We start from the raw sequence: 24,900 nt of genomic DNA, 5'->3' as shown, positions 1-24,900 counted from the left end.
TTGTTCACACCTCATTCAGTCGCAGTTGATCTAATTTCGGACTCATGACGAACCCGTGCGGTCAATTATTCTTGCGGCGCAGTCGCAACAGCCCATGCAAATCACCGCTGTCGCTGGTAATGTAGAGTGAACCATCCGGCCCGACTGCAACGCCGGCAGGCCGGGCCCATCGACGTCCATCCTCATTCTGAAATCCGGTGACAATCGGCTCGACACCGGCGCTCTCCTCACCAATAAATCGAACCATCACGACTGCAGGTGGTCTGCGACTTGCTGCCGACCCTGTAAACAGACCGTCTGGTTGTGTGCCCCAGGAACCGTGCAAGGCGACTATGGCATTGCTCTGAAACCTCTTGTCCATCGCCTCGGTCGGGACAAACGCGACGCCCAGCGGCGCATTTCGGGATGGAAACAATGCGACCGGAATACTGACCTCACCAACTGGATAAGGTGCTTTGGCAGTAATGCAGGGGTCTTTCCTGACAGACTGTCCATCGTATTGATACCAAGGCATTCCATGAAACGATCCCGGAGTGATCTTGGAGAAATATTCGGGCGGTTGGTCGAATCCAAGATGGTCGGGCCCATTATTGGTGGCGTACATTACGTGACTGGTCGGATGCCAGTCGAATCCTACAGGGTTACGCAACCCCGAAGCGAAGGGAACCAATCGATCGGGGTCGGAAGACTCATCCAGCCGGAACAGACCGCCGCGGCGATCCTTGAACGGATAACTGTCCGAAATCATCTGATTGTTGCAATTGCCACTGATTCCGATACTGACAAATATTTCGTTGCCCGGACTGACCGCGACAGTTCTTGAGCTGTGTCCGAACCCGCCAGGCAGGCGAGTTACCAGCGTCAGGTCGACAGCGTTGATTCGAACGGTCTCAGGTTTGTAATGCGCTTTGAAAAGTGCGCCGGTTGACGCAATGAACATTTCCTCACCGCGTATCGCAACGCTGTGAGGGTATCCATCCAGGTACAGGTAATCGATGGCTTGCTCATAGGGCGGCTTGAGTAGATACACGCGGGACTCCGAGCCGATGAACATGTCGCCGTTCGGTGCGAATGTGATCAATCTCGGTCGTCTCAGTTGGTCGTTCAGGATTTCCAGCTGGTAGTTTTCCGGAACCATGACGTGAACCTGCCCGATCCGCGAGTGGGTCAGGATCTGTTCGTGCAATCTCACCGGGTTGTCGGCGAGCACAGCTTGTGTCGCGACGACCATCACGGCAGTCATTAACCCAAGCAAGGTTGATTTCGCGCGCATCATGACAGCAAAAGGTCCTTTGCGCGATTGATCTGGGCAGCCAGAAACGTCGACCCGCCTCGATCAGGATGATTTCTCTGCATCAGCACCCGATGTGCCTCGACGATCTCCTCGCGTGTGGCGCCTTCGCTCAGGCCCAGAATCTGCAGCGCCTCCTCCCGCGTCATGTCATCGTCGCTGGTGAAGGACTGATCCTCGCCATGCTCATCGGCATACTCTGCCCATTCATCGGGGCGCATGCGGTCGAGATAAGTTTCGAGAACGGAAGCGGATTGGGGGTCTTTCTTTCGGCACGCAACCAGCAGGTCAGCGAGTTCCGCAATTTGCATGTCCTCGAGTGAACGGCCTTTATGACTGCCTGATCTCACCGTACCGGTGATATTGCCGGTATCGTGATCAAGCGTCATTTCGAGAAACTTAGTCCGTACATCCGAAGTCTGCCCGGGTTTTGACCCCTGAACAGGGCCCTTCCACGACTTGAACATGTTGTAAGCGCTCCGCAGGATGATGACACGTTGGATCCAGGGAACTGCCGCAGCCAGGATTGCGAATATCGCGGGCAGTCTGCCCGTCAGAATCAGTGCCAACAGGACTCCCGCACCGCCGTAAAGAGCAGCGAGCTTGAGGAACTTGATGCGGTCCTGGGGATTTGTCTTTCCGAGGCGTCCGAAAAACCACATAAGGCCGACGACTACGGCCAGGATTAGAATCAACCTCAGAATCATGTCTTGTTTCGGTTGATCTGATGAGTCAGCTGACCGGTTACTCCACGACGTTTGCTACTGAAGTTTTCGAGTGCCCGGCGCCCACCTGCGGCAAACACTGCGACCGCCGCGAGCAAATCCCGCAACTGCCGTGCACTTGAGGAATCGAATCTGCAATAGGCGCCACCGCTCAATGTGGCAATTTCCCGAAACGCCTTCTCAGCAACCGGATTGTGTCCTTCGTGAAACATGAAAGCCGGCACACCATTCAGCCCCAGCTGGCCTGCTTTATCTGAAAGCCGGTCGACGTCCTCCTCCATGGCGTCCCCTACAAAGACCAGTGCATTGACAGGACTTTTCTCAGTCTCGCGTATCGTCTGATCCAAGAGCCTTGAAATCTGTGTCAGTCCACCGGCACAACGCGTACTGCTCATCAACCGATGCAGCTCAGATGCCGCACTTACCCACTTGCTCGCGTAAAACTCACGGAATCCGCGATAGTAACAAAGTTGCACATCCAGTCCGCCCTGCGCTGCGGTTTCCGTGAACATTTCAGATTGGATATGGCAGGCTTGATCCCACATGGGCTCGCGGCTGGCCGTCGCATCCATGCCAAATATTAATCGCCCGCGTCTTGAACTCGGTACCGGTCGCGGTGTCAGTTCCACCTTACGCAGAAAATCATCAATGTCCTTGTTTGATGATCGGGTGAGCTGGGTGCTGTCTGACTTTGACATGATTGAACTGCCCGCTTATGCAGCGAACGATTTCAGGATTCGTTCCACAACCTCGAATACGTTGACTGACAGCGTCTTGTTTGAAGCGATAGATTCCACTCGATGCCGCATGGCTCTCTGCCGGCGGTCATCGAATCTGTGGATTTCCGAAAACGCTCCTGCCAGTTGCGCTGCAGCGACCGGGTTGTCCGGGTCAATGGCCAGCACGTAGCGGGTAAGGAGATCATATCCGCTCCCGTCCTTCGCATGGAAACAGTAGGGATTGGAGTTGCTGAAGGCGCCAATCAACGAGTAAACCCGATTTGGAGTGGAAATGCTGAATGCGGTGTGATGCGAAAGTTCGATCACGTTCTGATAGGTGTCCGGCCTTGCCGCCGTTGCCTGGATGCGGAACCACTTGTCGATCACTCCCTGGTCATCACGCCAATTCTCGTAGAACGAATCCAGGGCCGTTTGTCGCTTCGGACTATCGGAATTCACAAGCGCGGTCAGTGCCGCGGACAGGTCTGTCATATTGGCTGCATTGTCAAATTGCAGGTAAGCAAGTTCGTGGACTGCGGCGTCGTTGATTTCCATCAGGTACGACAGACACAGGTTGCGAAGCGCACGCTTGCCAGCGGCCTGCCGGTCGTCGCCCCAATCACCCTGAAGCTGACCGTAAAGGTTTGAAAACTCGGTATTGAAATGATTGGCGAGTTCACGCACCAGAAACTTGCGCGCATCATGAACGGCGACAGGATCAACCACTTTCATCGCTTGGGCGATCGAAATTTCCGACGGTGTCTCAAGCAGCATCGCACTGAATTGGGGGCTGTCAGCGGCCTTCACCAGCACCGCGCCAAATGAACTCAGGAACTTCTCATCGACACTCGGAACGTGGCCATGCTTGTAGTCCTCGATCAGGTTCAGCAGTTGGATTTTCGAGAGATTTTGCGCCGCGTTCCACTGGCAGTATGCATCATCGTCGTGGGCCATGATGAAGTGCATCTCACGTTCCGATTCCGGATCTTCAAGTATGATGGGTGCGCTAAATCCGCGCAGCACAGATGGTGTCGGCTTGGAGTCGATATTGCGAAAGGTCACCGACTGTTTCTGATCAGTCAGTTCAAAAAGCAATTCGCTTTCTGACAGTTTGTTACCGGCATCAGTCGTGATCGGCACCCGCCTGCCTTGGTTATCAAGCAACGCCATCATGATCGGAATATGCATCGGCTCTAATTCGCGACCGTTTCCCGAATCCGGTCGGCTCTGTTCAAATGTCAATGTGTATGACCTGTTCTCCTTATCGTATTGCCTCGTCACGAAAACTTTTGGCGTGCCAGCGACCTGATACCACCTTCGGAACTGGCGCAGGTCTCGGTCGCTTGCCTGTTCCATCGATGTGATGAAGTCCTCGACGGTGGCGGCCGATCCGTCATATCGCTCGAAGTATAGATCAGTTCCGGCACGATACGCCTTTGCTCCGATCATCAGATAAAGCATTCGTATCAACTCCGAGCCCTTGTTGTAGACAGTGATCGTGTAAAAGTTGTCGATCGTCATGTATGAGTCGGGCTGGACAGCATGACTTGCCGGCCCGGCATCCTCCCGGAACTGGTGGAGTTTGACCATATGGACGTCGCGAACTCTCTGAACTGCCGCAGACCCCATATCCGCACTGAACTGCTGCTCGCGAAAAATGGTGAAGCCCTCCTTCAGGCTGAGCTGAAACCAGTCGCGCAATGTCACGCGGTTTCCCGACCAGTTGTGGAAGTATTCGTGAGCGATGACACACTCTACCGCATGAAAATCCTGATCGGTTGCCGTATCTGGTTTTGCATAGACATATTTCGAGTTGAAGACATTCAATCCCTTGTTTTCCATTGCACCCATGTTGAAGTGATCGACCGCAACAATCATGTATCGATTCAGGTCGTACTCACACCCGTATTTGTCCTCGTCCCATTTCATCGCACGTCTAAGACAACTCATCGCATGATCACATTTGTCAAGGTGTTCTTGCGGTGTATAGAACTCCAGTTTCACCGGCCGGCCGGATTGTGTGATGAACTGATCCTCCAGCACTGCCAGGTCACCGGCAACCAGAGCAAACAGATAACTGGGTTTCGGGTGAGGGTCGACCCAGCTGGCAAAGTGTCTTGATTCGGAAATATTCCCGCTGTCAACGAGTTCTCCGTTGGACAACAGAACCGGGAATTCCAAACGCGATGCTTCGATCCTGACCGAATATCGACTCAGAATGTCAGGTCGGTCGGGGAAGTAGGTGATGTTGCGAAACCCCTCTGCCTCACATTGGGTGCACAGCATGTTGCCTGAAAAATAAAGCCCGGAGAGTTCCTTGTTCTGGGACGGATCCACCCTGTTCGTGATGCACAGTTCGAACGAGTCCTTCGGATCATGCACGGTAAGTCCGGATTCATTCAGACTGTACTGACTGTCATCGAGTCTTTCGCCGTCGACTTCGATTGACTCGAGTTTCAATCTCTTCCCGTTCAGAAGAAATGATCCGCCGTCGCCCGGTGATGCTCGAATGATCGTCATTGTTGACTTGACCCAGGTGTCGGTCGCGTGCAGCTGAAATTCGAGACTGATATCGGGCACCTGGAATAGCGGTGGCTGATAGTCGGCCAGATAGGTTCGCTCCACCTGGTTTGACGAATAGGAATGCATCGCGGCTCGCAGTCTGATCGCCTGATAGGATGCTACCAGCGCTCGGCCCAGGTATTGATGAAGTCAAGGCACCAGTTTTCCATTGACTTTCCGTATTGCGACTCATCTTGCAGTTGTCGCTCTGCGGAGTGGGCACCAGCGAAGGATAGCGCCTCGCTTCCGCTCTCAAGCCAGCTTTTCATCACCACCCGCGGAACTTCCGGATGAAACTGTAATCCGTAGGTATTGGACTGGTATCGATAGGCCTGATTGGGAAACTGTTTTCCTCGGGCCAGAAGTTCGCAGTTATCGGGTAGAGTAAACCCCTCACCATGCCATTGATAGAAGTGTGCCGGTGCCTTAAGGAAACCATCAGAATCCGAAACAGGCTCCAATTCATGAAATCCGACCTCTCTGATTCCATCAGGATGCGGACCAACCCGTGCGCCGAGACATTTGGCGATCAACTGTCCGCCGAGGCAGATTCCGAGTGCTGGGCGGCCGGAAGCGAGCCAATCGGTGATCCAGTCAATTTCCTGCGTGATATAGGGTCTGGTGGGACCATCGTTAGCGCTTTGGATTCCGCCATAGATGATCAGCGCATCATAGCCGCTTGAATCCGCTGGCAGCGGGACTCCGTGAGCCGGGTTGACATGCAGCTGCGTGATGTTTTCGCGATCAAGAAACTTGGCGACATGATCATCTCGCCGGTCCTGCATATGTCGCAGGTTGATGACTTTTCTCGGCATATGTCTCAAATTTGATTCTGGGATTGATACGGGGTCAGACCACCATGACAAGCAGAACAACGACCAAAATGACAGCGCCGATCGGCAACAGGAACCCAGGCCAGTCCTTCGGCGCATTCCTGCTCTCCTCGCTCAGTCGTCTCAGCCCGGGAAAGAATAGAAAGATCACGACCAATCCGATCGCGCCTAGCGCTATCAACTCCCATGTAGCCAAAGCCTCATTCATTGCGTCCGCCTTGATTCTTGTGGTCAGAATTCAGATTGCTATTGTACTTGTTAATGAGTGTGGCTGAGTATGACTGATTGTCGCTTGAAGAACGAAGGCAAAAAAGTGAGAATGGGTCAATTCCAGCTGCGGGTGGTATCCGGGTTTTACGCCAGGCACCTGAGCAGGCATGCAAGAGAATTGGCGGGACTCTCATCTCAATTCATGGTGAACATTCAAACAGGACTTGGATTGTCCTCAATCTGCCATTGCCTGGACAGTCCTGAGTCTTGTCGGAATCAGCCTCCCGGCCGCCATGCAAATTGCCCTGCAAAACAATCCTGCCGATGTCCCCAACAATCGTGAACAATCATCCTGACTTCCTGAACAGCCGTTCAGTCTACGCAGTGATTGTAGAAAAATTGTGTCACTTATGCTGGAAACAAAACATAGATTGCGTAGTGAGTTTCCAAATATGTACAGCCAGAATCTGATCAACGAATTATTTCGATACCCCTACACACGCATAGAAAGCCTGCGAAAAAACCTTGGAGTGACCCGCCCGACCGCAACAAAGTATCTGAATCAGATGCAGGAAAAAGGATTTGTAAGTGCACTGCGGGCCGGACGGAATCTTTACTATATCAACCGACCGTTATGCAGGTTGCTAACGAATGCGGGTGAAAACTGAAATTGAGTTTCGCATTGCCGATAAATTTCAGTTGATGCCGGAGTGTTCCGGGCAGGGGATTCATTTCAGTGGAAATTACGCGACTCGAAGTTTTTCCACATGACAAGTTCAGTCGGCTCCCAGACGTGTTCAACGATCAGATGGACTACATTCTCAGCAACCTGCAGGGTTCCCTCAATGCCCATCAGTGAGAGTGATTTCGCGAGTGCTGAATAACGATCGAAACAGCGCGGCCAGAATACCGCATTCACAAAGCCGGTTTCATCTTCCAGCGTCATGAAAACCACATTGGCGGAACTTGACGGGCGTTGTCGACAGATGACGATCCCGACATACCGCACATGGCATCCATCCGGCATATTGCTGACTTGCGCGGCATCCGGCAGTCCCTGTGCCTGAATCTGCTGTCGGTAATGTCGTAACATGTGCCCACTGCTGCTGACGCCCGTGCTCTGATAGTCCCAGGTGGTCGATTCATGTGCGCTCAAGGGCGCGAATCCGATTGTGCTGCCGGTAGCAGGGATGAGGTCCTGGCGGGTACCGGCACCAAGAGCCGCCCACAGGGCAGTTCTGCGGTTGAGGCTCAGTTTCCTGAACGCACCGGCTTCAGCGAGCTTCTGTACGGCAGTTTTGGATATCCCGGTCCGATGGATCAGTTCCTCAATCGAACCTGGGTTTCTGGGAATCGCTGCCAGTGCGGCAAGGTCCTTGCTGTTGATACCCTTGACATAACGCAGTCCGATACGAAGGGCGAAGTCACCGGTACTGTCCGGATCGCTTTCAATTGTGCAGTCTCGTTGGCTGCGCAACACATCGATCGGGAGAATTCGTACGCCATGTCTTCTGGCATCCTCGACGATTGTTGCCGGTGAGTAAAACCCCATCGGCTGCGAATTGAGCAGCGAGCATGCGAACTCGGCCGGATAATGACATTTCATGTATGAGGCGGCATAAGCGATCAGGGCAAAACTGGCGGAATGTGACTCCGGGAAACCGTATTCTCCAAACCCCCGAATCTGGTTGAATACCTGCTCGGCAAATCTCTGTTCAATGCCTTTTGCTGTCATCCGGGAGATCAGCTTCTCACGATGTTGCTCCAACCGGTCGGTTCTGCGCCAGGCCGCCATGTCGCGCCGCAACTGGTCAGCCTCACCGGGTTGATAGTCCGCCGCGACCATTGCCAATTTGATGACCTGTTCCTGAAAGATCGGAATTCCAAGCGTCTTGCCCAGTACGGGAACCAGACAGGGGTGAGGGTAGGTGACCGGTTCCTCTCCTGCGCGTCTGCGTAGATAAGGATGCACCATGCCACCCGAAATCGGCCCCGGACGGACAATGGCGATCTGAACCACAAGATCGTACCATTGCCGGGGTTTCAGCCGGGGCAGCATGCTCATCTGTGCGCGACTCTCGATCTGGAACACGCCTGTAGTATCTGCCTCACACAGCATCTTGAATACCTGTTCATCATCCTTTGGCATGCTGTCCATGCTGACGGTGATATCCCGATGGTTCGCAATCAGATCAAAACACCGATGCAGTTGGGTGAGCGCACCGAGTCCGAGCAGGTCGATCTTGAAGATTCTCATGGCTTCAATGTCATCTTTTTCCCACTGGATGACAGTTCGTTCCGGCATGGTCGCGTTTTCCACCGGAATCATTTCATAGATCGGACCGGAGGCAAACACAAACCCACCGGGATGAATGGACAGATGCCTTGGATAATCGACAATGGCATTGGCCAATGCCTTCAGCAGATGATGAGCGTGTAATGAAGGATCCAGACCTGCCCGCTCAAAGTCGCCGGTTTCGACGGTGCCGTATGAATCAACCTGCTTCGAGAGTCGCTGTATCGCGTGTTCGGGAAGGCTGAGAGCAGTACCGACATCCCGAATCGCCGATCGGCTTCGATATCGGATGACAACCGCCACCATGGCGGCGTGATCTCTGCCATAGGTTCTGTAGACGTACTGAATGACCTCCTCTCGTCTTTCATGTTCGATGTCAAGGTCGATGTCCGGCGGTTCATCGCGCTCGCGCGACATGAACCGCTCAAAAAGCAGGTCCATGTCAACAGGATCGATATGCGTGATGCCAAGACAGTAACAGACAGCCGAATTGGCAGCTGACCCGCGCCCTTGGCACATGATGTTCTGTTGGCTGCACCACCTGACGATTCGATGCATGGTCAGAAAATAGCTGCTATACCCCAGCTCCCTGATCAGTTCGAGTTCCTTCTCAATCTGGTCGCTGACCACCTTCGGTGGATTACCTGAATATCGTTGCAGTGCGCCGCGTCGGGCAAGGTCTCGCAGCCGCCGGCTGGCAGTCATTCCATCCGGGTCCCTCTCCTCAGGGTAGATATAGTGCGTTTCATCCATTCGGAAATCGCAATCGCGGGCGATTGCGACAGAGGCCTCTACAGAAGCGGGATCGTCCCTGAAAATGTTCTTGAACCGGTCTGCGTCAATTAGTTCGTGACAGGCATTCGGTTCAAGCAGGCGCTGGCAGTCAGCGAGGGTCTGGCGCTGTCGGATACAGGACAGTATGTCCTGTACCGGCCGTAGGTTCCGGTCGTGATACAAGACCTCCTGCGCCGCAACGGTCGGGATGCTGCACCACTGCGCGTATGCCCTTGTCCGGGCCTCGACAATCGGATCTCCCGCCTGTCGATGTCGGCAGACCATCATGAACAGATGCTCACCGAATGCCTGTCTCATGGTATTGAGAACGCCAGTTGAATCCTGACCTTGTACAGCGCGGATACCTTGAGGCAGCCATATCGCGTACAGTCCTTCTGAGTGCTGGCAGCATTCCTCAAGCGTGACCTCGCTCCTGCCCTTTTCACATCGCAGTCGCCCGATAGTGATCAGGCTGCAAAGGTTCGCGTATCCTATCCGGTTGCGGACCAGCAACACAATACTGAAAACCGGCAGACCGGGGTCGTTGACCGTAATCTGTGAGCCGACGATCAGATGGATGTTGTGCTCAACTGCTGCCAGATGCGCCTTGACGATACCGTACAGTCCATCGATGTCGGTCAGTGCGATCGATGGGAGTCCCAACTGCGCTGCCGTGCTCACATATTGCTCCGGAAAGCTCGCGCCTTTCAAAAACGAGTAATTGCTTTTGCACCACAGGGGGGCATAGATGATCCGGTCCGGCATGATTATTGAACGAGTCCCCGCTCATACCACTGTCGCCTGAGATTATCGTAGAAAATCCACTGTGTACAGCCGTTGGAGTCCTCAATGAAATATTCGTTTCGATCGATCTTGTGATTGCGCCACCACAATCCACTGACCGTATAAGGGCCGAAAACACGTCGCAGTCTGGCACGTTGCGGCGTGGAAATCCGGATAGGCTGGTCGAGTATCCGGCGAATAAGACATGAGGTGTGCTTTTCCACCGGTGACGGTTTGCTGATCTGATCGAACAGCTTCCATCCGAAGGACTCTTCCGGCAGATGTGAGGCCCGACAATGTGCCTGCAGTACGCGATCCGGTCCGAACTCGGCGCGGACACGGGCAAGCGCCCTGTTCGCGGCCAACAGGCTGTTTTCCGATTTGGTGAAGTCCTGACACAGACTCAATTGGGGGTCCGGCAGCGCTCCGGGGATGATATTGATCGCCAGCGCAGTGATACCATCGTCCAGAGTGATCGCATGCATTCGCAAACGGAGAAGATCCAGCAGTGTCGATTCATCAAGTGTGGGTTGCGCGGTCTTGATCAGTTCCCTGCACGTGCCGCCCAAGTCCCTGATCATTCGGATGTCCAATCTGTCCACCCCCTCGGATCGTTTTCTCATCTCACCGAGCACAGGCCGATAGGTCCTGTGAATGATCTCGACCAGTCGGTCTGCATCAGGCTCCGAGTAATCAAGGTCGGTTCTCACACAATAGGGTGCGGGCGGTTCGACACCGTATACAGAGGCGTCTTCTGACTTCGCCTTTCTTGCCAGGTCGAAGAGTTCTTCTGTGAATCTTGACCTGATTTCCCACTCAGGCAGTTTTCGCAAGTCTCCGATAGTGCAGACACCCAGTTTTTCAAGTTCCTCAGGTGGCCTTGCGGAAAGGTTGAGTCCTGCAAGTGGTATCGACATGACTGCCTGCGACTCGCTGGAAGCGGATTCGAATACGGTGATGGAACGTGTCTGGCATGCCGTGGCTCGGACCCCGAAGCGGGTGAATCCGAAGACAATGCCTGCGTGCAATTGCTCGCGTTCGTACAGGATGCTCTGCATACGCTGCCCCCATGCATGCAGGTCGGGTTCCAGATGATGCATGCCGCGCACATCAAGATAATACGCGCCCGGAATTTCCGGCACCGGTTCCACAGCCGGACTGAATTCGTTCAGGTGACGAACAAGCCGTTGGTGAACCTGGTTGATCTGCTCGGCATGCGGACAGACTGCGTGCAGGTCGGGGCACAGCGCGATTGCAGTGGCATAGGACATGCCGGAATGGACTCCCTGGCGTGCCGCCCGCGGATCGACTGAAATGACGCTTGATCGGCTGTCATTTCGGTCAACCAGTGCGATCGGCATCCTGAAGTCCGCTGGCAGGTCGCGCCTGGCCAGCTGCATGGGAAGGCTGGGGATGCAGATGCAAGCGATGCAGACATCAGACGATACACCGGTCATCGATGAAGCCGTCAAAAATATCCTTTGACACCGCACAGGCAGGTCTGCCAGGTCCATTTTCTGCCGCGCCGCTTGTCGCGCAGTATCTGGAGCTCACAGAAAAAGGCATTGGTCTCGACCCGTTGCCGGGATGTTCGGGCATGCAGTGAGATCAACGGTCCCACCGACTGCTCGTTGTGCGGTTTGCGGGTTAGGAACACAGCACAGGCACCATGCTTGCGGACCAGTCCATTGAGTTGCGCCAGGCGCGCAACCGGCATGGTGTGGCTGCGGCCAAGATCAAGCAGTACCAGCTGGAACGCACCCGACCGCAGAAGGATTTCCGCCGCCCTGACCAGACTTCGTGTGTCGGCCAGACGCAATATGGGCAGATTGCGCAGATCAATTCCACCTTTTTCCGCGTCCGGCGGGTAGAAAGTACTGTCTGTTGAACCCACCCAAACCGCACTGCCGCCCGTCATCTGCACCTCATGCACGAGCAGGAAGCAAAAACTGAGTGCCGCAACCGGATGCGGTTCGGAAATCTCAACCAGCCTGCCTTGAACCTCCTGGAAATTCCATCCGGGTCTGTTACCCGAAAGAGGTTGGACAAGTCTTGATAGTGGCTGCAGGGCCGGTTCAGGCATTGACATGTCCCGCGGTCAGTTGGCCTGCCTCCAGATGTCGTCGTACTTCGATGACCTTTCCGAGAATGACGACATTCTCCGGGTCCAGCAAAAGAGTGGGATAGTTCTCGTTTCGCGCTCGCAGCTGTATCTTTCCTTCCATGTTCCAGAATTCCTTGACGGTCGCCTCATCGTCAACCATGGCCACAACGATGTCACCCGAATGTATCTCTGCCTGATGTCGGACCAGCACGATATCTCGGTGCATAATGCCGGCACCCACCATGCTTTCCCCCTGGACCCGAAGCGCGAACAGCATATTCTCGTCCGAAAACGACTGGACATGAATGTAGCCCTCAATGTCCTCAACGGCGACGTTCAGGTGCCCTGCCGACACGCTTCCGGCAACAGGGACCAGGCTGCCCGGACGATGCATGCCGGGCAACCTGAATCCGCGTGCCTTGCCCGGCTGCCGGATCAGCAGCCCTTCACGGACCAGAATGTCCAGTTGATTTCTGGCAGACTGTACCGAACGCATTGCGAATGCTTCCTGGACCTCCCGCACAGTCGGCGGCTGACCTTCCAGCAGACGTTCGCGTACGAACCGGTAGATTCTGTTCCGGGTTTGTCCGGGTTTGGTGTATGCCATGACTTGAATCCAGGCTGATCAAATGAGGTGATATGATAACATACAAAAGTATGTTATCAAGAAAAAACGATTTCCCCGGATCAGGCAGGCTGTGCGCAGCGACAGGACCCTTTCAGCAGCCGTCAGGTCTGGGCCGGTCTGTGGCAGATGGGATACAGTGTGTGAAAAATCCGCAGGGAAGAATTGTTCAGATCTCGTCTTCGGTGAATGTAACGAGACTGTGAAGAGTCACTGGCGAGATCTTTGATCTTCCTCCGAGTTCAACCAGCTCAACGACGACCGCGCACTCAACAATGCGGCCACCGATCCTGTTCAGCAATTCAATCGCTGCCTGAGCGGTTCCTCCGGTCGCGATCAGATCGTCAATCAGGATGATGCGTTCGTCCTGCTGGATCGAATCAGCGTGTACCTCAATACAGCTGGTGCCGTATTCCAGTTCATATTCCAAGCTGACCGTCTCGCCCGGCAACTTGCCCTGCTTGCGAATCGGGATCAGTGGTACGCCCAGCAGATAGGCCAGGGCGGATCCAAATAAAAACCCCCTGGCATCCAGCGTGGCGATGACATCAAGTTCGGTATTCTGGAATCTCTGGTACAGCCGATCGACACACAATCGAAATGCCGAAGGGTTTTTCAGCAAAGGCGTGATGTCGCGAAACCGCACCCCGGGTTCAGGGTAGTCGACGATGGTCCGAATGCACGATTTGATGTCCACTTCCCAACACCGTACCCCGGCATCACCCGAACGGACTACTGACGCGTCCGCTCCGGCTGTGTTCGGCTGGCAGAGCGATCGATCGAGTTCATGTGATCATGTTCCGAGTACGTCAATCGTGGCGGCCCGCAATATGGCGGCAAGCCGGTCCAATTCCGAATCTTCGGTGATGATCGGCGGTGCCAGGCAGAATACGTCTCCTCTCACGCGACTGAAAAGACCGCGCTCCATGGCCGCATCCAGAATCTTGTTGCCAACCTGTTCGGCTGGATCAAATGCTTCTTTCGTCGCCTTGTCCCTGACGTACTCGACACCGGCCAGCAGGCCCAGCCCCCGAACCTCGCCGACGTGCGGATGATCGCCCAGTGCGGATTGCAGGTTGTCCATCAGCCGGTTGCCTTTTGCGGCCGCCAGGCCCGGAAAGTCCTCTCTTTGAATCAGATCGATCATTGCGCATGCGATCGCACTTCCTATGGGATGAGCGCTATAGGTGTACGCATGCATGAACGGTTCGTTACTGGCGTCCATGGCATCGGCAATCGCATCGCTGATGCCGATTCCGCCAAATGGGAAATATCCCGATGTGATCGCCTTGGCAAACTGGACGATATCGGGTTCAATGCCCCAATGTTCCAACGCGAACATCTTGCCGGTACGGCCGAATCCTGTAATCACCTCATCGGCTACAAAAAGCACATCGTACCGGTCGCAGATCTCACGGATTCTAGGAAAGTAATCATCCTGCGGAGGAATGACACCGCCGGAACCCTGTACCGGTTCTGCGATAAACATTGCTACGGTATCCGGGCCTTCCGCAAGAATTCTGTTCTCGAGTTCGTTTGCCGCAGCGATCCCCTGACTCACGCTGGAATCGGCGGACTCGTAGCGATATGGATACGGCGACTGAATGAATGAGAATCCAGGAATTCTCGGTTCGAACATCGGCCAGTACGGCGGAATTCCGGTCGCGCACATCGCGGCGAATGTGACGCCATGATAGCCAAGCATCCTTGATATGACTTTGGTCTTCTCGGGTTTGCCCCTGAGTTTCCAGTAGTACCTGGAAATCTTGATGGAGGAGTCTGTCGCCTCACCGCCGCCCGAAGTCAGATAGAAGCGGTTGATGCCGGGATAGGCGATGGCTGCAAGTTTCTCCGCAAGTTCGATCGCTTTCTCGTTGGAACTGCCCACATAACCGGAAGCATACGGCAATCTGGCGTACTGCTGTGCTGCCGCATCGATCAGTTCCTGAGCACTGTGCCCCGCGGTATTGTTCCAAAGTCCGGCCAGGCCATCGATATATTCCTTGCCGTTGGAGTCGATCAGTGTCGAACCTCGACCTTCCACCCAGATTCTGGCGTTATCATGTGCACCGGTTACGTGCAGCGGATGGATAAGATGAGACTTGTCCAGTGCAAGCATTTCCGAACTGCTGGTCATTGATTGAACCTCCAAATTCCTGTTCGTGTCTGTCTGTGATGTCTTTCCTCAGAAAGCTACATCTCAATGTTCAAGACGGCAATAGCCCCGCTCCAGCCATGGATTTGCGGATTAAGAGCCGACCCCTCACCGCCACTGATTCCAGGATGCCGATCAACCTTGCCCTCAATGACGGCCGATGCGATTCCAGTCGCTCCGCCAGTTGCCAGACCGCCCGGGTCGGCTGGAATTCCAGGTGTATTGGGCGCACCGCCGCCGGTAATCTGCTCGTCGTTGGCTTCAGTCCCGGCATCAATTGCGTAGAGTTCCTGGATGCCTTCCCGGATCACAATGTTGTTCGCCGCCACAAACCCATCATTTGTCGGCAGTATCTGCGCAATCAGGGAAAGTCGCGAGTATCCCTTGCCAATCGTGAAGGTTGTTGACTCCCCCGGACCCAGCAAGCCGTTGTTCGGGTCCTTCACGATCTGACTGTCGGCCGTGCTGAAGGTGCCTGCGATGGGCTCGATGTTGCCACCTTCAGCAACAGCCTGCAATTCTGTGGATGCCGCACTGCCATACTCGAACATCGTTTCGTCCTCGCGGTTGTGTCCCACCGCTAGAATCTGTGTCAGGTATGTGCCGGATGTGATGTTCGTGACTTTGACCTGTATCTCGTCTGACTTGCTGCCTCCTTCCCAGAACTTCGCCTTCTCATACGCATCTTTGACGCGATCGCAACCTGCCATTGAAGCACTCAATACGATTGCAGCTATCAGTAGAGATTTTCTCATCGTCTGTCCTTTTTCCCCAATCATGGAATTTCGGTCAACACTACCCGTGTCAACCCATCGGTCACTGCCTCTTCGAAATCATCCGGTCCCGAGATATGCCCGCCAAGTGCTGTCAGAAATCGGAATCGGTTAGCGACAATTTTAACCGATTCAGTCAAAAATTCCCTGAAATAACAACGCTTGATTTTGCACTATGCAAGATTTTTGGATACTATAATGAATTATCAGACTGTGGCATATCGCACCATTCGCTGGTGTAAGCGGAGCAGGTGAAATTTGAAATTCGAATTGATAAACCAAACCTATCTATAACGTTCCAGGGATCAGATATAAATGCTTGAAAATACTACCGAGGATATTGAGACAAGAATTGAGAAACTTAAAACAGAACACAGGGATCTTGACGATGTGTTGAAGAGACTGTCGGAAGATCTGAACGTAGATGAACTCCAGATCAGGCGGCTGAAGAAGCGAAAGCTTCAGCTCAAGGATACCATCACAATATTGGAAAGCCAGTCGCTGGCTGGTGTATCAGCAGGAAAGTAAGACTGCTCGGGAACGTCCGGGACGTTCCTAATAGCGATAATATTCCGGTTTGTAGGGACCTTCGACCGGGACACCGATATACCGCGATTGCTCGTCGGTCAGACGGGTCAGCGTAACGTCGATCTTGTCCAGGTGAAGCCGGGCGACCTCCTCGTCCAGGATTTTCGGCAGTACGTATACCTCGTTGCGGTAATTGTCCGCGTTCTCCCACAATTCGATCTGGGCCAGCACCTGGTTGGTGAATGAGTTCGACATCACAAAACTCGGATGCCCGGTTGCACAGCCAAGATTGACAAGCCTCCCCTCGGCGAGCAGAATCAGACGTTTTCCATCTGGAAAAATAACGTGATCGACCTGCGGCTTGATATTTTCCCATTCCAACTCGCGAAGTGAGGTCACATCGATTTCGCCATCGAAGTGGCCGATGTTGCAGACGATTGCCTGATTTTTCATCTTGTGCATGTGATCCATCTTGATGACGTGCCAGTTGCCGGTCGCCGTCACGAAGATGTCAGCGATCGGCGCGGCCTCTTCCATGGTGACCACCCGGTAACCTTCCATGGCTGCCTGCAATGCGCAAATCGGGTCGATCTCTGTGATGAGCACGTTGGCACCTTGGCCCCGCAGGGACTGGGCGCACCCCTTGCCGACATCACCGTATCCGCATACCACCGCGATCTTCCCCGCAATCATCACGTCGGTTGCGCGCTTGATTCCATCAAGCAGCGACTCTCGACAACCGTAAAGATTGTCAAACTTACTCTTGGTGACTGAATCGTTGACGTTGAACGCGGGGCACTGAAGCAAGTTTTCGTTCATCATCTCGTAAAGACGATGGACACCTGTTGTAGTTTCCTCAGTCAGTCCGCGAACGTCAGCCATCAGTTCCGGATACTTCTCATGCATGACCAGGGTCAGGTCGCCGCCGTCGTCCAGCAACATGTTCGGACGCCAGTTGTCCGGGCCGAATATTGTCTGGTCCACACACCACCAGTATTCCTCTTCTGTCTCGCCTTTCCATGCGAAGACAGGTGTGCCGGCTGAAGCGATAGCCGCCGCCGCGTGGTCTTGGGTGGAAAAGATGTTACATGAAGACCAGCGGACTTCGCCACCGAGGTGCTGCAGTGTCTCAATCAGCACCGCAGTCTGGATCGTCATGTGCAGGCAACCGGCTATGCGCGCACCTGCGAGAGGCTGCTGCTCGGCGAACTTGCCGCGAAGCGCCATCAATCCGGGCATTTCCGTCTCGGCAATGGCAATTTCCTTCCGTCCCCATTGCGCCAGTGCGAGGTCTGCGACCTTGAAGTCTTCCGAAACCGATTTCAGCACTGCGGTCATTTCCGCCTCCGTTCAGTCAATTCCAATTTTTCCATCGCTGCGGCTCAGCCAGCGGCCTGTTTCAGTTCGTCAACCTTATCGGTAAGTTCCCAGGTGAACTCCGATTCGATTCGTCCGAAGTGACCATAGACGGCGGTGTTTCTGTAAATCGGCCGCAATAGGTCAAGAACGTCGATTACCTGCTTCGGCCGAAGGTCGAAAACCCCATCGACAATGGCTGAAAGCCTGTCGTCATCGAGACCGGGTTTTCCGGTTCCGAATGTGTTGACCATGAGAGAAACCGGTCTGGCGACTCCGATCGCGTAGGCGATCTGCACCTCGCAGCGTTTCGCGAGTCCCGCCGCCACGATGTTCTTCGCCACATGCCGGGTCGCATAGGCAGCGGACCGGTCGACTTTCGAAGGGTCCTTGCCGGAAAACGCGCCGCCACCGTGACGGGCTGTACCGCCGTACGTATCGACGATGATTTTTCGTCCGGTGAGTCCACAATCAGCTTTCGGACCGCCATCAATGAACTTACCCGTTGGATTGACCAGTATCCTGTCTTTCGACGGCATCATGTCATTTGGTATGACAGGCTTGATAATCTCCTCAATGACACCGTCCCTGACCTGCTGGAAACAGACGTCTGCATCATGTTGCGTCGACAGCACCACAGTATCGATCGACACCGGATTATTGTTTTCGTAGACCACACTGACCTGGGATTTGGCATCGGGCCCGAGCCAGTCGAGCCGTCCGCCTTTTCGGACTTCTGACTGTCGCTGCACCAGTCTGTGTGCGTAGGTGATCGGCCATGGCATCAGTACATCTGTCTCATCGCACGCGAAGCCAAACATCAGTCCCTGATCACCGGCACCCTGTTCGGTATCCTCACCCTCACCCTCGTTGACGCCCTGCGCAATGTCGGGTGACTGTTCGTTGAGCAAATTGGTGACCTGGACCGTCTGCCAGTCGAATCCCCGCGAATCCGAATCGTATCCGATGTCCCTGATGGTCCCGCGAACAATCATCTCATAGTCGATGTCTTGTGCGGTGGTGGAGATCTCGCCGGCCAGTATGGCATGATGCTCCAACCCGCCAGATCCGCCATCGGCACTGGTTGACTTGACCAGTGTCTCACAACCGGCCCTGGAATTCGGGTCCTGTTCAATCAGGGCATCGAGAATGGCGTCAGAAATCTGATCCGCCATTTTGTCGGGGTGTCCTTCAGAAACAGATTCTGAAGTGAATATGAAACTGCCAGGCATCGGTAACAGGGTGAAAAATTGCAACGTAAAGAGCGGATATTTTACTAGTTTTTACCCGTTTCAAATTGAATTTGATGTCGCATCCGACGATACCGGCTGCACAGTATGGTACTGCGTCATTCCACTCCAACGATCGAAGCTTGAGACGACTGCATCAGGTCACAATTCCTTGACCTTGCGGGTGATGGTGTTTCGTCCCCATCCCAGAATGTCGGCAGTTTTCTGCCTTGAACCATCAGTACTCTGCAGCGTACACTCCAGCATGACGCGTTCGATCTCATCTCTTATCTGGCCGTTCTGTACCAGTTCATCCGACTCCAGCATCTGTCCGATCGCAAACTGCAGCGACTGTTCCCAATCGTCGGGTGCCATTTCAGTATTTCCCGCACCGTATCGGCACTCTTCGATCTGCGGCGGCAAGTCTCGGGACATGATGACTCTGGAAGGGCTCATGACCGTGATCGAACGGCAGAAGTTCTCGATTTCCCGAACATTGCCCGGCCATGCATACGCGCACAGGCACGCCATGGCTCCTTGATTGAATGACTTCTCCTCGACCTTGAACTGTTTTGCAGCCTGACTCATGAAGTGACGGAGCAACCGTGGAATGTCGTTTCCGCGATCACGTACCGGAGCCAGTGCGATTCGGACAACATTCAGTCTGTGAAACAGATCGGTGCGAAATGACTGGCTGTCAACCCGGGATTCGATATCTTGGTTGGTGGCCGCGATGATACGCACATCGACGCTGATCTCATTGACACCGCCCACGCGATAGAACTTCCCCTCCGACATCACCCTGAGCAGACGACTTTGCAGGTCGTGTGGCATGTCGCCGATCTCGTCGAGAAACAGTGTACCGTGATTCGCCTGCTCGAATCGGCCGACACGACGCTGATTGGCACCGGTGAAGGCGCCTTTCTCGTGCCCGAAAAGCTCTGACTCGAGCAGGTCGGCTGGAATCGCAGCCGCGTTGATTGCGACAAAGGGCTGGCTTTTGCGGCTGCTGCTCTCAAACAGTGCGCGGGCAACCAGTTCTTTCCCGGTCCCTGACTCTCCGGTAATCAGAACATTCAGATCGGACTTGGAGAGTCTGCCTATCGCCCGGAACACTTCCTGCATGACGACGGAGTCGCCGATCATCGATGTGCGTGCCGGCTCTTGTGAGGCGGTCGGCGCATTGTCACTCGAGGTTTCGTCCATGACCCGTCTGATCAGGGTGACCGCCACTTCGATGTCGAATGGTTTCGGCAGATGCTCAGTGGCTCCGCGCTTGAATGACTCAACAGTTGTATCCAGGTCGGAATAAGCTGTCATGACTATGACCGGCAATTCCGGCGCCACCGCTTGCACCCGATCGAGAAACGAAAGACCGTCGATACCTTCCATTCGGATGTCAGTGATGACAACCCGCGGAAACTCCTGATCAAACTGATCCAGCGCGTCTTTGGCACTGGCAAATGATCTGCTCTCGATTGCCTGGTTATTGAGGGCTCGGGTCAGCACCCAACGAATTGATTCGTCGTCATCGACGATCCAGACCGGCGCGGCGGAACTCTTTCTCATGCCGTTTCTCCGTATTGCACGGCCTGTTCCGGGTACCCGGTCTGATCGGCAAACTTGAGCAGGATTGTGAAACAGGTTCGTCCCGGTCGACTGTCAACCGTCACTGAACCTTCATGGCGGGTGATGATCTGCCGGACGATGGCCAATCCCAGCCCCTCTCCGTTCGCCTTGCCCGAGATCAGCGGAAAGAAAATCTGATCAAGCAGGTTTGCTGGTATGCCGGGTCCGTCATCCTCGATTTCAATCCGAGCCGCGTTACGGTAGCGTTTCTTGCCCAAGGTAGCCTGGGGCTGAACCCTGGTACGGACTGTGAGTCGGCCTGAATTGTCGAACGCTTCCATCGCGTTTCTTACGATATTGATAAACACTTGGATCAGCTGCTCGTGATCGCCGGAAATCTCAGGAAGGCTTGGATCATAATCCCGGACCACATCGAGTCCTTCGGACTTTTCCGCGAGAACCAGCCTGCACACGTGTTCAAGTACCTTGTGGATATTGACCCTTGCCCTTCGGAGCGGTATCTGAGGTCCTGACATGTCGTCGACGAGACTGCATAACCGATCGGCTTCCCGAATGATGATTCTCGTGTAATCCTTAAGGCCGGAATTCCCTTCTAGTTCCTCCTGCAGCAACTGCGCCGCGCCGCGAAGACCGCCCAGCGGGTTTTTGATCTCGTGCGCGATCGATCGCAAGACCGCTGCGTTCGCGCTCTCGCCCGTCGTCGCGGAACTTTCCAGCAGTTGCCCCACAACCGTATTGACTTCATTGAACTCCAATATCAGGTGCGGCGAGCCGTTGGAGAATGTCGGAGTCAGAATGCAGTCGACGCGCCGAATTCGATGATTGGCATTGATCAGTTCGATATGGCGAAGTGTGGTCGATCGACGCTCGTGCAGGCATCGTTGCATGATTTGCTCCGTGTCCTCGTGCCCGAAATGGGTCACAATACTTTGCCCCAGAGCCTGATTTTCGCTGACATCCAGCAACGATTGGGCCGATGGGTTGAGCAGCACGACGTTCAGCTGCTCATTGCAGACGACGATTGCAGTACCGAGATTGTGCACAATTCCGGGTGTCTGTCGAGCTTTCCCGGTCGAATCGAACAGTTCCGAAAATGAGTTTGAGTCAACATTCATGCGGATTTTCAATCATCAGACCGAATCAGCTCCCGCTCCCTTCCAGCTGCCACAGTTGCGCAGGCCCGGGAATCTGATCGGATTCCCGGAATCTGCACAACCCGATCAAGCGAGTTGACTAACCTGAGTTCATGGCACAGTCCCACCAACAGTTCAAGGACGGCCGGCAGCGGATCAGCCGCTGTAGTACATTTCAAATTCCAGTGGATGCGTGACCAACTGCATGGCATCGACATCGTCTGACAGCAATTCGATATATGAATCAATGGTATTGTCTGTGAATACCCCTCCAACCTTGAGGAAATCCCGATCAGAATCCAGAGCTTCCAGCGCCTGGCGCAGGGAAGCTGCGACGTGCGGAATCTTTCTTTCGTCCTCGCGGGAAAGCTCGTACAAGTCCACCTCGGCCGGACTCCCCGGGTCAATCTTGTTCTTGATGCCGTCCAGTCCCGCCATCATCATCGCGGAGAACGCCAGATACGGATTTGCCAATGGATCCGGAAAACGGACCTCGATGCGGCGGCCACCTTCCGGTGAGAACGGGATACGGACCGAAGCGGATCGGTTGACTGCCGAGTACCGCAACAGGACCGGAGCCTCGAAGCCCGGTACCAACCGCTTGTAGCTGTTGGTTGATGGATTGGTGAACGCATTGAGGGCTTTGGCGTGCTTGAAAATTCCGCCGATGTAATGCAGTGCCATTTCGCTCAGGCCACAAGGACCATCACCCGTGAACAGATTTTTTCCATCCTTGAACAGCGACTGATGCGTATGCATTCCTGAGCCATTGTCACCGACCAGAGGCTTGGGCATGAAAGTTGCGGTCATTCCGTGTGCGGCAGCAACGTTCTTGACGCAGAACTTATACAGCTGTGTGCGGTCTGCCATCTTGACCAGGGTGTTGTAGACCACACCGATCTCGCCCTGACCGGCTGTCGCGACTTCGTGGTGATGTTTCTCGACATCAACACCCATGCTGATCATCGCCTGACACATGGCCGCCCGGACATCGCTCAGCGAGTCGATCGGCGGTACCGGGAAATATCCACCCTTGACCGTGGGTCGGTGTCCCAGATTCGGCCCCTCATCAAAGTCCTGGGCACTATTCCATGCGCCTTCATACGAATGGATTTCGTAAAAGACTCCTTCCATAGCGGTGCCCCAGCGAACCCCGTCAAAAATGAAAAACTCGGGTTCCGGTCCGAAATAGACGGTGTCAGCCAGCCCGGTTGACGCAAGGTAATTCTCCGCTTTCTGTGCAATGCTGCGAGGGTCTTTCTCGTACCACTCGTTCCGGGTCGGGTGAAAGATGCTGCAACGCACTGCAACAGTGGACTCCTGTGTGAACGGGTCAACTACGACTGCTGTCGGATCGAGCCTCATAGCCATATCCGACTCATTGATCGGCTGCCACCCGGCAATCGACGAGCCATCGAACATCACATTCTCGTCGAACATTTGCTCCGAGAATGCGGAAATTGGAATATCAAGATGCTGCACCTTGCCGCGGGTGTCTGTAAAGCGCAGACTGATAAACTTGGCATCGACATCCTTGATCATCTGCATGACATTTTCAACTGACATTGAATTTTTCCTCCCAAATGAAGATAAAAGTTACGTAACTCTTATTTATCAGCAATTTTTGTGCCAATGCAAAATGAACCGCCAGCCACCATATTGGGGCTGTATCAGCACTATTTTAGTGCATAAATTAAATTATGCACCAATATATAGCGATTGACCGAAAAGAAACGTCGCGACTCGATGTGTGACGATTGAAAACCAGCCCGCAGAAAGAACTGTCGCGGGGCGAGATTCAGACCGGCAGGAGCTTTACCTGCACACTTGCAGTCGGACGATGGATTCGTTGTTCAGTGTTTCGGCGAAGAGCACTTGGTGTCCATGAACTCTGCACCAGGCAGGGATGTCGACGAGCGCGCCAGGGTCGGTGCAATGTACTTCCAGAATCTGTCCTGCATCCAGCGTCTCCACTTTTTGCTGGGTTCGGATGACCGGCATGGGGCAGATCAGGTTACGCGCATCCAGTGTCTGATCTATACGTACCATGGTTCAGGAATTTCCGAGGGACGTATCGGTGATACGGTCAAGGTATGCTCGCGACCATCGGTTCGTGTAAAGCGGACATCGACGCGCTCGGCGTCGCGCGAGCTGCCGAAGCGGGCGACAACCCGGGCCGCCAGCTCAACGTCCGCATCCGGTATGTCACCATCGACGAGGGTCAGTGGTCCGGAATGACTTGTAATCGAGAAGTGGGCGAACTGGGACCTGTATCCGCTCAGGTAGTTGGTTTCGCCGGCGTCCCTGGCGATGATCAGTTTCCAGTCATCGGTCGGGCGAAGATGGCGTCCGACCTTGAGCAGCATGATATCGTCCAACTCATAATTGCGATCCGTACGATGGTCCCAGAAGTCCTGAAGCTTTCTTGAGTAGGCCTCGTCGGTCAGGAAACAGCAGCCACCGGCCGGCTGTGAGTATTCGGTGATGCCGAACCGGTCTGCAAGCTCAATCTGCCCTCGCCGCGATCGTCCGGACAACTCATAAAGCTGTTCGCGATCGACCCATCGCGCACGCTCAGGCAGGGTCGGCGGCAGTAGTTTTGCACTCAACGGACGCAGCAGGCGATCGAATGCGCCGGACTCCCGGGCGACAACGGGAAAGGTAGAGCGTCTTTGCGACTTCGGCCGTTGCCCCATGACCTCACCGGTCACAATGAAGTCGAATCCGTTTTCTTCCATCCACTCCTTGGCCATGCCGACCATGAACCCCTTACAGTCGAGGCAGGGATTGAGATTGGCACCGTAGCCGTGTCTCGGGTTGAGGACAATCTGCTTGTACGGTTCGATGGCTTCTACGATATGAAGCTTGATTCCGATCTGTTCGGCGGCCCACAGCGCATTGTTGCGCTTTTTCTTCTTGCGATCCTTGTTGCGGATCGCATGCGTGTGTCCCTCCACACAGAATCCTGTGAAGATGTTCAGTCCTTCCACATGAATATCGTGCTCCTGCATGATGCGGGCAGCGAGCATGGAGTCCAGGCCACCGGATATCAATGCGATTGCTTTTCTCTGGGTTGTCATGACAATAAGCGGGTAGAACAGTGGATTTCGCAGATATTGTACTTATTTGGCGGTTCGAATTACTTGCCGTTGGGAATCCGTATCTGGAAAATGACACGGTCAGAGCGGTTCTCGTTTTGTATGCGGGACCGGAC

At 54.4% G+C, this 24,900-nt stretch carries 22 protein-coding genes; 2 read left to right on the top strand and 20 right to left on the bottom strand.

The annotated features are described in order from the left end of the window. Positions 1 to 61: 61 nt before the first annotated feature. The 6 genes from OXI60_11815 to OXI60_11790 are packed head-to-tail and all read right to left on the bottom strand — an operon-like array spanning position 62 to position 6,338. Positions 62 to 1,276: a hypothetical protein gene (locus OXI60_11815; GenBank protein ID MDE0310497.1), complete on the bottom strand. Its 1,215-nt coding sequence runs from the start codon at positions 1,274 to 1,276 to the stop codon at positions 62 to 64. Continuing rightward, positions 1,273 to 1,998 carry a hypothetical protein gene (locus tag OXI60_11810; protein MDE0310496.1) on the bottom strand — a complete coding sequence of 242 codons (726 nt, stop codon included), beginning with the start codon at positions 1,996 to 1,998 and terminating at the stop codon, positions 1,273 to 1,275. The genes OXI60_11815 and OXI60_11810 overlap by 4 nt, the downstream gene beginning before the upstream one ends. Then, on the bottom strand, positions 1,995 to 2,714 hold the full coding sequence (locus tag OXI60_11805) for a hypothetical protein (protein ID MDE0310495.1): 720 nt from the start codon (positions 2,712 to 2,714) through the stop codon (positions 1,995 to 1,997). Before OXI60_11805 ends, OXI60_11810 begins: the two co-directional genes overlap by 4 nt. Positions 2,715 to 2,729: 15 nt before the next feature. Beyond that, on the bottom strand, positions 2,730 to 5,384 hold the full coding sequence (gene pepN / locus OXI60_11800) for an aminopeptidase N (GenBank protein MDE0310494.1): 2,655 nt from the start codon (positions 5,382 to 5,384) through the stop codon (positions 2,730 to 2,732). A gap of 32 nt (positions 5,385 to 5,416) precedes the next feature. Beyond that, entirely contained in the window at positions 5,417 to 6,112 is a 696-nt protein-coding gene (locus OXI60_11795; GenBank protein ID MDE0310493.1) for a hypothetical protein, read from the bottom strand. A 34-nt stretch (positions 6,113 to 6,146) separates the two neighbouring features. Continuing rightward, entirely contained in the window at positions 6,147 to 6,338 is a 192-nt protein-coding gene (locus OXI60_11790; protein ID MDE0310492.1) for a hypothetical protein, read from the bottom strand. A gap of 454 nt (positions 6,339 to 6,792) precedes the next feature. Between OXI60_11790 and OXI60_11785 the strand changes: the two genes are divergently transcribed. Beyond that, positions 6,793 to 7,008, top strand: a complete 216-nt coding sequence (locus OXI60_11785) for a hypothetical protein (protein ID MDE0310491.1) — start codon at positions 6,793 to 6,795, stop codon at positions 7,006 to 7,008. A gap of 65 nt (positions 7,009 to 7,073) precedes the next feature. Here OXI60_11785 and OXI60_11780 read toward each other — a convergent pair whose 3' ends face one another. The 7 genes from OXI60_11780 to OXI60_11750 all read right to left on the bottom strand — a co-directional run bounded on the left by OXI60_11780 (position 7,074) and on the right by OXI60_11750 (position 15,832). Then, positions 7,074 to 10,175 carry an error-prone DNA polymerase gene (locus OXI60_11780; GenBank protein MDE0310490.1) on the bottom strand — a complete coding sequence of 1,034 codons (3,102 nt, stop codon included), beginning with the start codon at positions 10,173 to 10,175 and terminating at the stop codon, positions 7,074 to 7,076. A gap of 2 nt (positions 10,176 to 10,177) precedes the next feature. Beyond that, positions 10,178 to 11,650 carry a DNA polymerase Y family protein gene (locus OXI60_11775; protein MDE0310489.1) on the bottom strand — a complete coding sequence of 491 codons (1,473 nt, stop codon included), beginning with the start codon at positions 11,648 to 11,650 and terminating at the stop codon, positions 10,178 to 10,180. A gap of 11 nt (positions 11,651 to 11,661) precedes the next feature. Continuing rightward, positions 11,662 to 12,276 (bottom strand): hypothetical protein, encoded by a 615-nt coding sequence (locus OXI60_11770; protein MDE0310488.1) that lies wholly within the window; start codon positions 12,274 to 12,276, stop codon positions 11,662 to 11,664. Beyond that, positions 12,269 to 12,904 carry a transcriptional repressor LexA gene (lexA, locus tag OXI60_11765; protein MDE0310487.1) on the bottom strand — a complete coding sequence of 212 codons (636 nt, stop codon included), beginning with the start codon at positions 12,902 to 12,904 and terminating at the stop codon, positions 12,269 to 12,271. Before lexA ends, OXI60_11770 begins: the two co-directional genes overlap by 8 nt. A 187-nt stretch (positions 12,905 to 13,091) precedes the next feature. Beyond that, complete coding sequence (locus OXI60_11760; GenBank protein MDE0310486.1) at positions 13,092 to 13,619, bottom strand: adenine phosphoribosyltransferase; 528 nt, start codon at positions 13,617 to 13,619, stop codon at positions 13,092 to 13,094. Positions 13,620 to 13,715: 96 nt separating this feature from the next. Beyond that, positions 13,716 to 15,059, bottom strand: coding sequence for an aspartate aminotransferase family protein (locus tag OXI60_11755; protein ID MDE0310485.1), 1,344 nt, complete (start codon positions 15,057 to 15,059; stop codon positions 13,716 to 13,718). Positions 15,060 to 15,115: 56 nt separating this feature from the next. After that, entirely contained in the window at positions 15,116 to 15,832 is a 717-nt protein-coding gene (locus tag OXI60_11750) for a spondin domain-containing protein (GenBank protein MDE0310484.1), read from the bottom strand. Between the two features lie 333 nt (positions 15,833 to 16,165). On the opposite strand from OXI60_11750, the gene OXI60_11745 reads away from it, so the two are divergent. Next, complete coding sequence (locus tag OXI60_11745) at positions 16,166 to 16,378, top strand: YdcH family protein (GenBank protein MDE0310483.1); 213 nt, start codon at positions 16,166 to 16,168, stop codon at positions 16,376 to 16,378. A 27-nt stretch (positions 16,379 to 16,405) separates the two neighbouring features. On the opposite strand, the gene ahcY is transcribed toward OXI60_11745, so the two are convergent. The 7 genes from ahcY to OXI60_11710 form a co-directional block, all read right to left on the bottom strand. Beyond that, the gene (gene ahcY, locus OXI60_11740; protein MDE0310482.1) at positions 16,406 to 17,716 is read right to left on the bottom strand and encodes an adenosylhomocysteinase; all 1,311 of its coding nucleotides are present in this window, start codon (positions 17,714 to 17,716) and stop codon (positions 16,406 to 16,408) included. 44 nt (positions 17,717 to 17,760) lie between these two features. Further along, positions 17,761 to 18,966, bottom strand: coding sequence for a methionine adenosyltransferase (metK, locus tag OXI60_11735; GenBank protein MDE0310481.1), 1,206 nt, complete (start codon positions 18,964 to 18,966; stop codon positions 17,761 to 17,763). A 159-nt stretch (positions 18,967 to 19,125) separates the two neighbouring features. Further along, positions 19,126 to 20,532 carry a nitrogen regulation protein NR(I) gene (gene ntrC / locus OXI60_11730; protein ID MDE0310480.1) on the bottom strand — a complete coding sequence of 469 codons (1,407 nt, stop codon included), beginning with the start codon at positions 20,530 to 20,532 and terminating at the stop codon, positions 19,126 to 19,128. Continuing rightward, the gene (gene glnL / locus OXI60_11725; protein MDE0310479.1) at positions 20,529 to 21,668 is read right to left on the bottom strand and encodes a nitrogen regulation protein NR(II); all 1,140 of its coding nucleotides are present in this window, start codon (positions 21,666 to 21,668) and stop codon (positions 20,529 to 20,531) included. Before glnL ends, ntrC begins: the two co-directional genes overlap by 4 nt. A 174-nt stretch (positions 21,669 to 21,842) precedes the next feature. Further along, the gene (gene glnA, locus OXI60_11720; GenBank protein MDE0310478.1) at positions 21,843 to 23,252 is read right to left on the bottom strand and encodes a type I glutamate--ammonia ligase; all 1,410 of its coding nucleotides are present in this window, start codon (positions 23,250 to 23,252) and stop codon (positions 21,843 to 21,845) included. Between the two features lie 249 nt (positions 23,253 to 23,501). Then, the gene (locus OXI60_11715; GenBank protein ID MDE0310477.1) at positions 23,502 to 23,735 is read right to left on the bottom strand and encodes a sulfurtransferase TusA family protein; all 234 of its coding nucleotides are present in this window, start codon (positions 23,733 to 23,735) and stop codon (positions 23,502 to 23,504) included. Continuing rightward, entirely contained in the window at positions 23,723 to 24,766 is a 1,044-nt protein-coding gene (locus tag OXI60_11710) for a hypothetical protein (GenBank protein MDE0310476.1), read from the bottom strand. The genes OXI60_11715 and OXI60_11710 overlap by 13 nt, the downstream gene beginning before the upstream one ends. Positions 24,767 to 24,900 lie beyond the last annotated feature (134 nt).

This window comes from Acidiferrobacterales bacterium, from assembly GCA_028820695.1.
Lineage (GTDB): Bacteria > Pseudomonadota > Gammaproteobacteria > Arenicellales > JAJDZL01 > JAJDZL01.
This window is presented reverse-complemented; position numbering and strand designations above follow the sequence as displayed.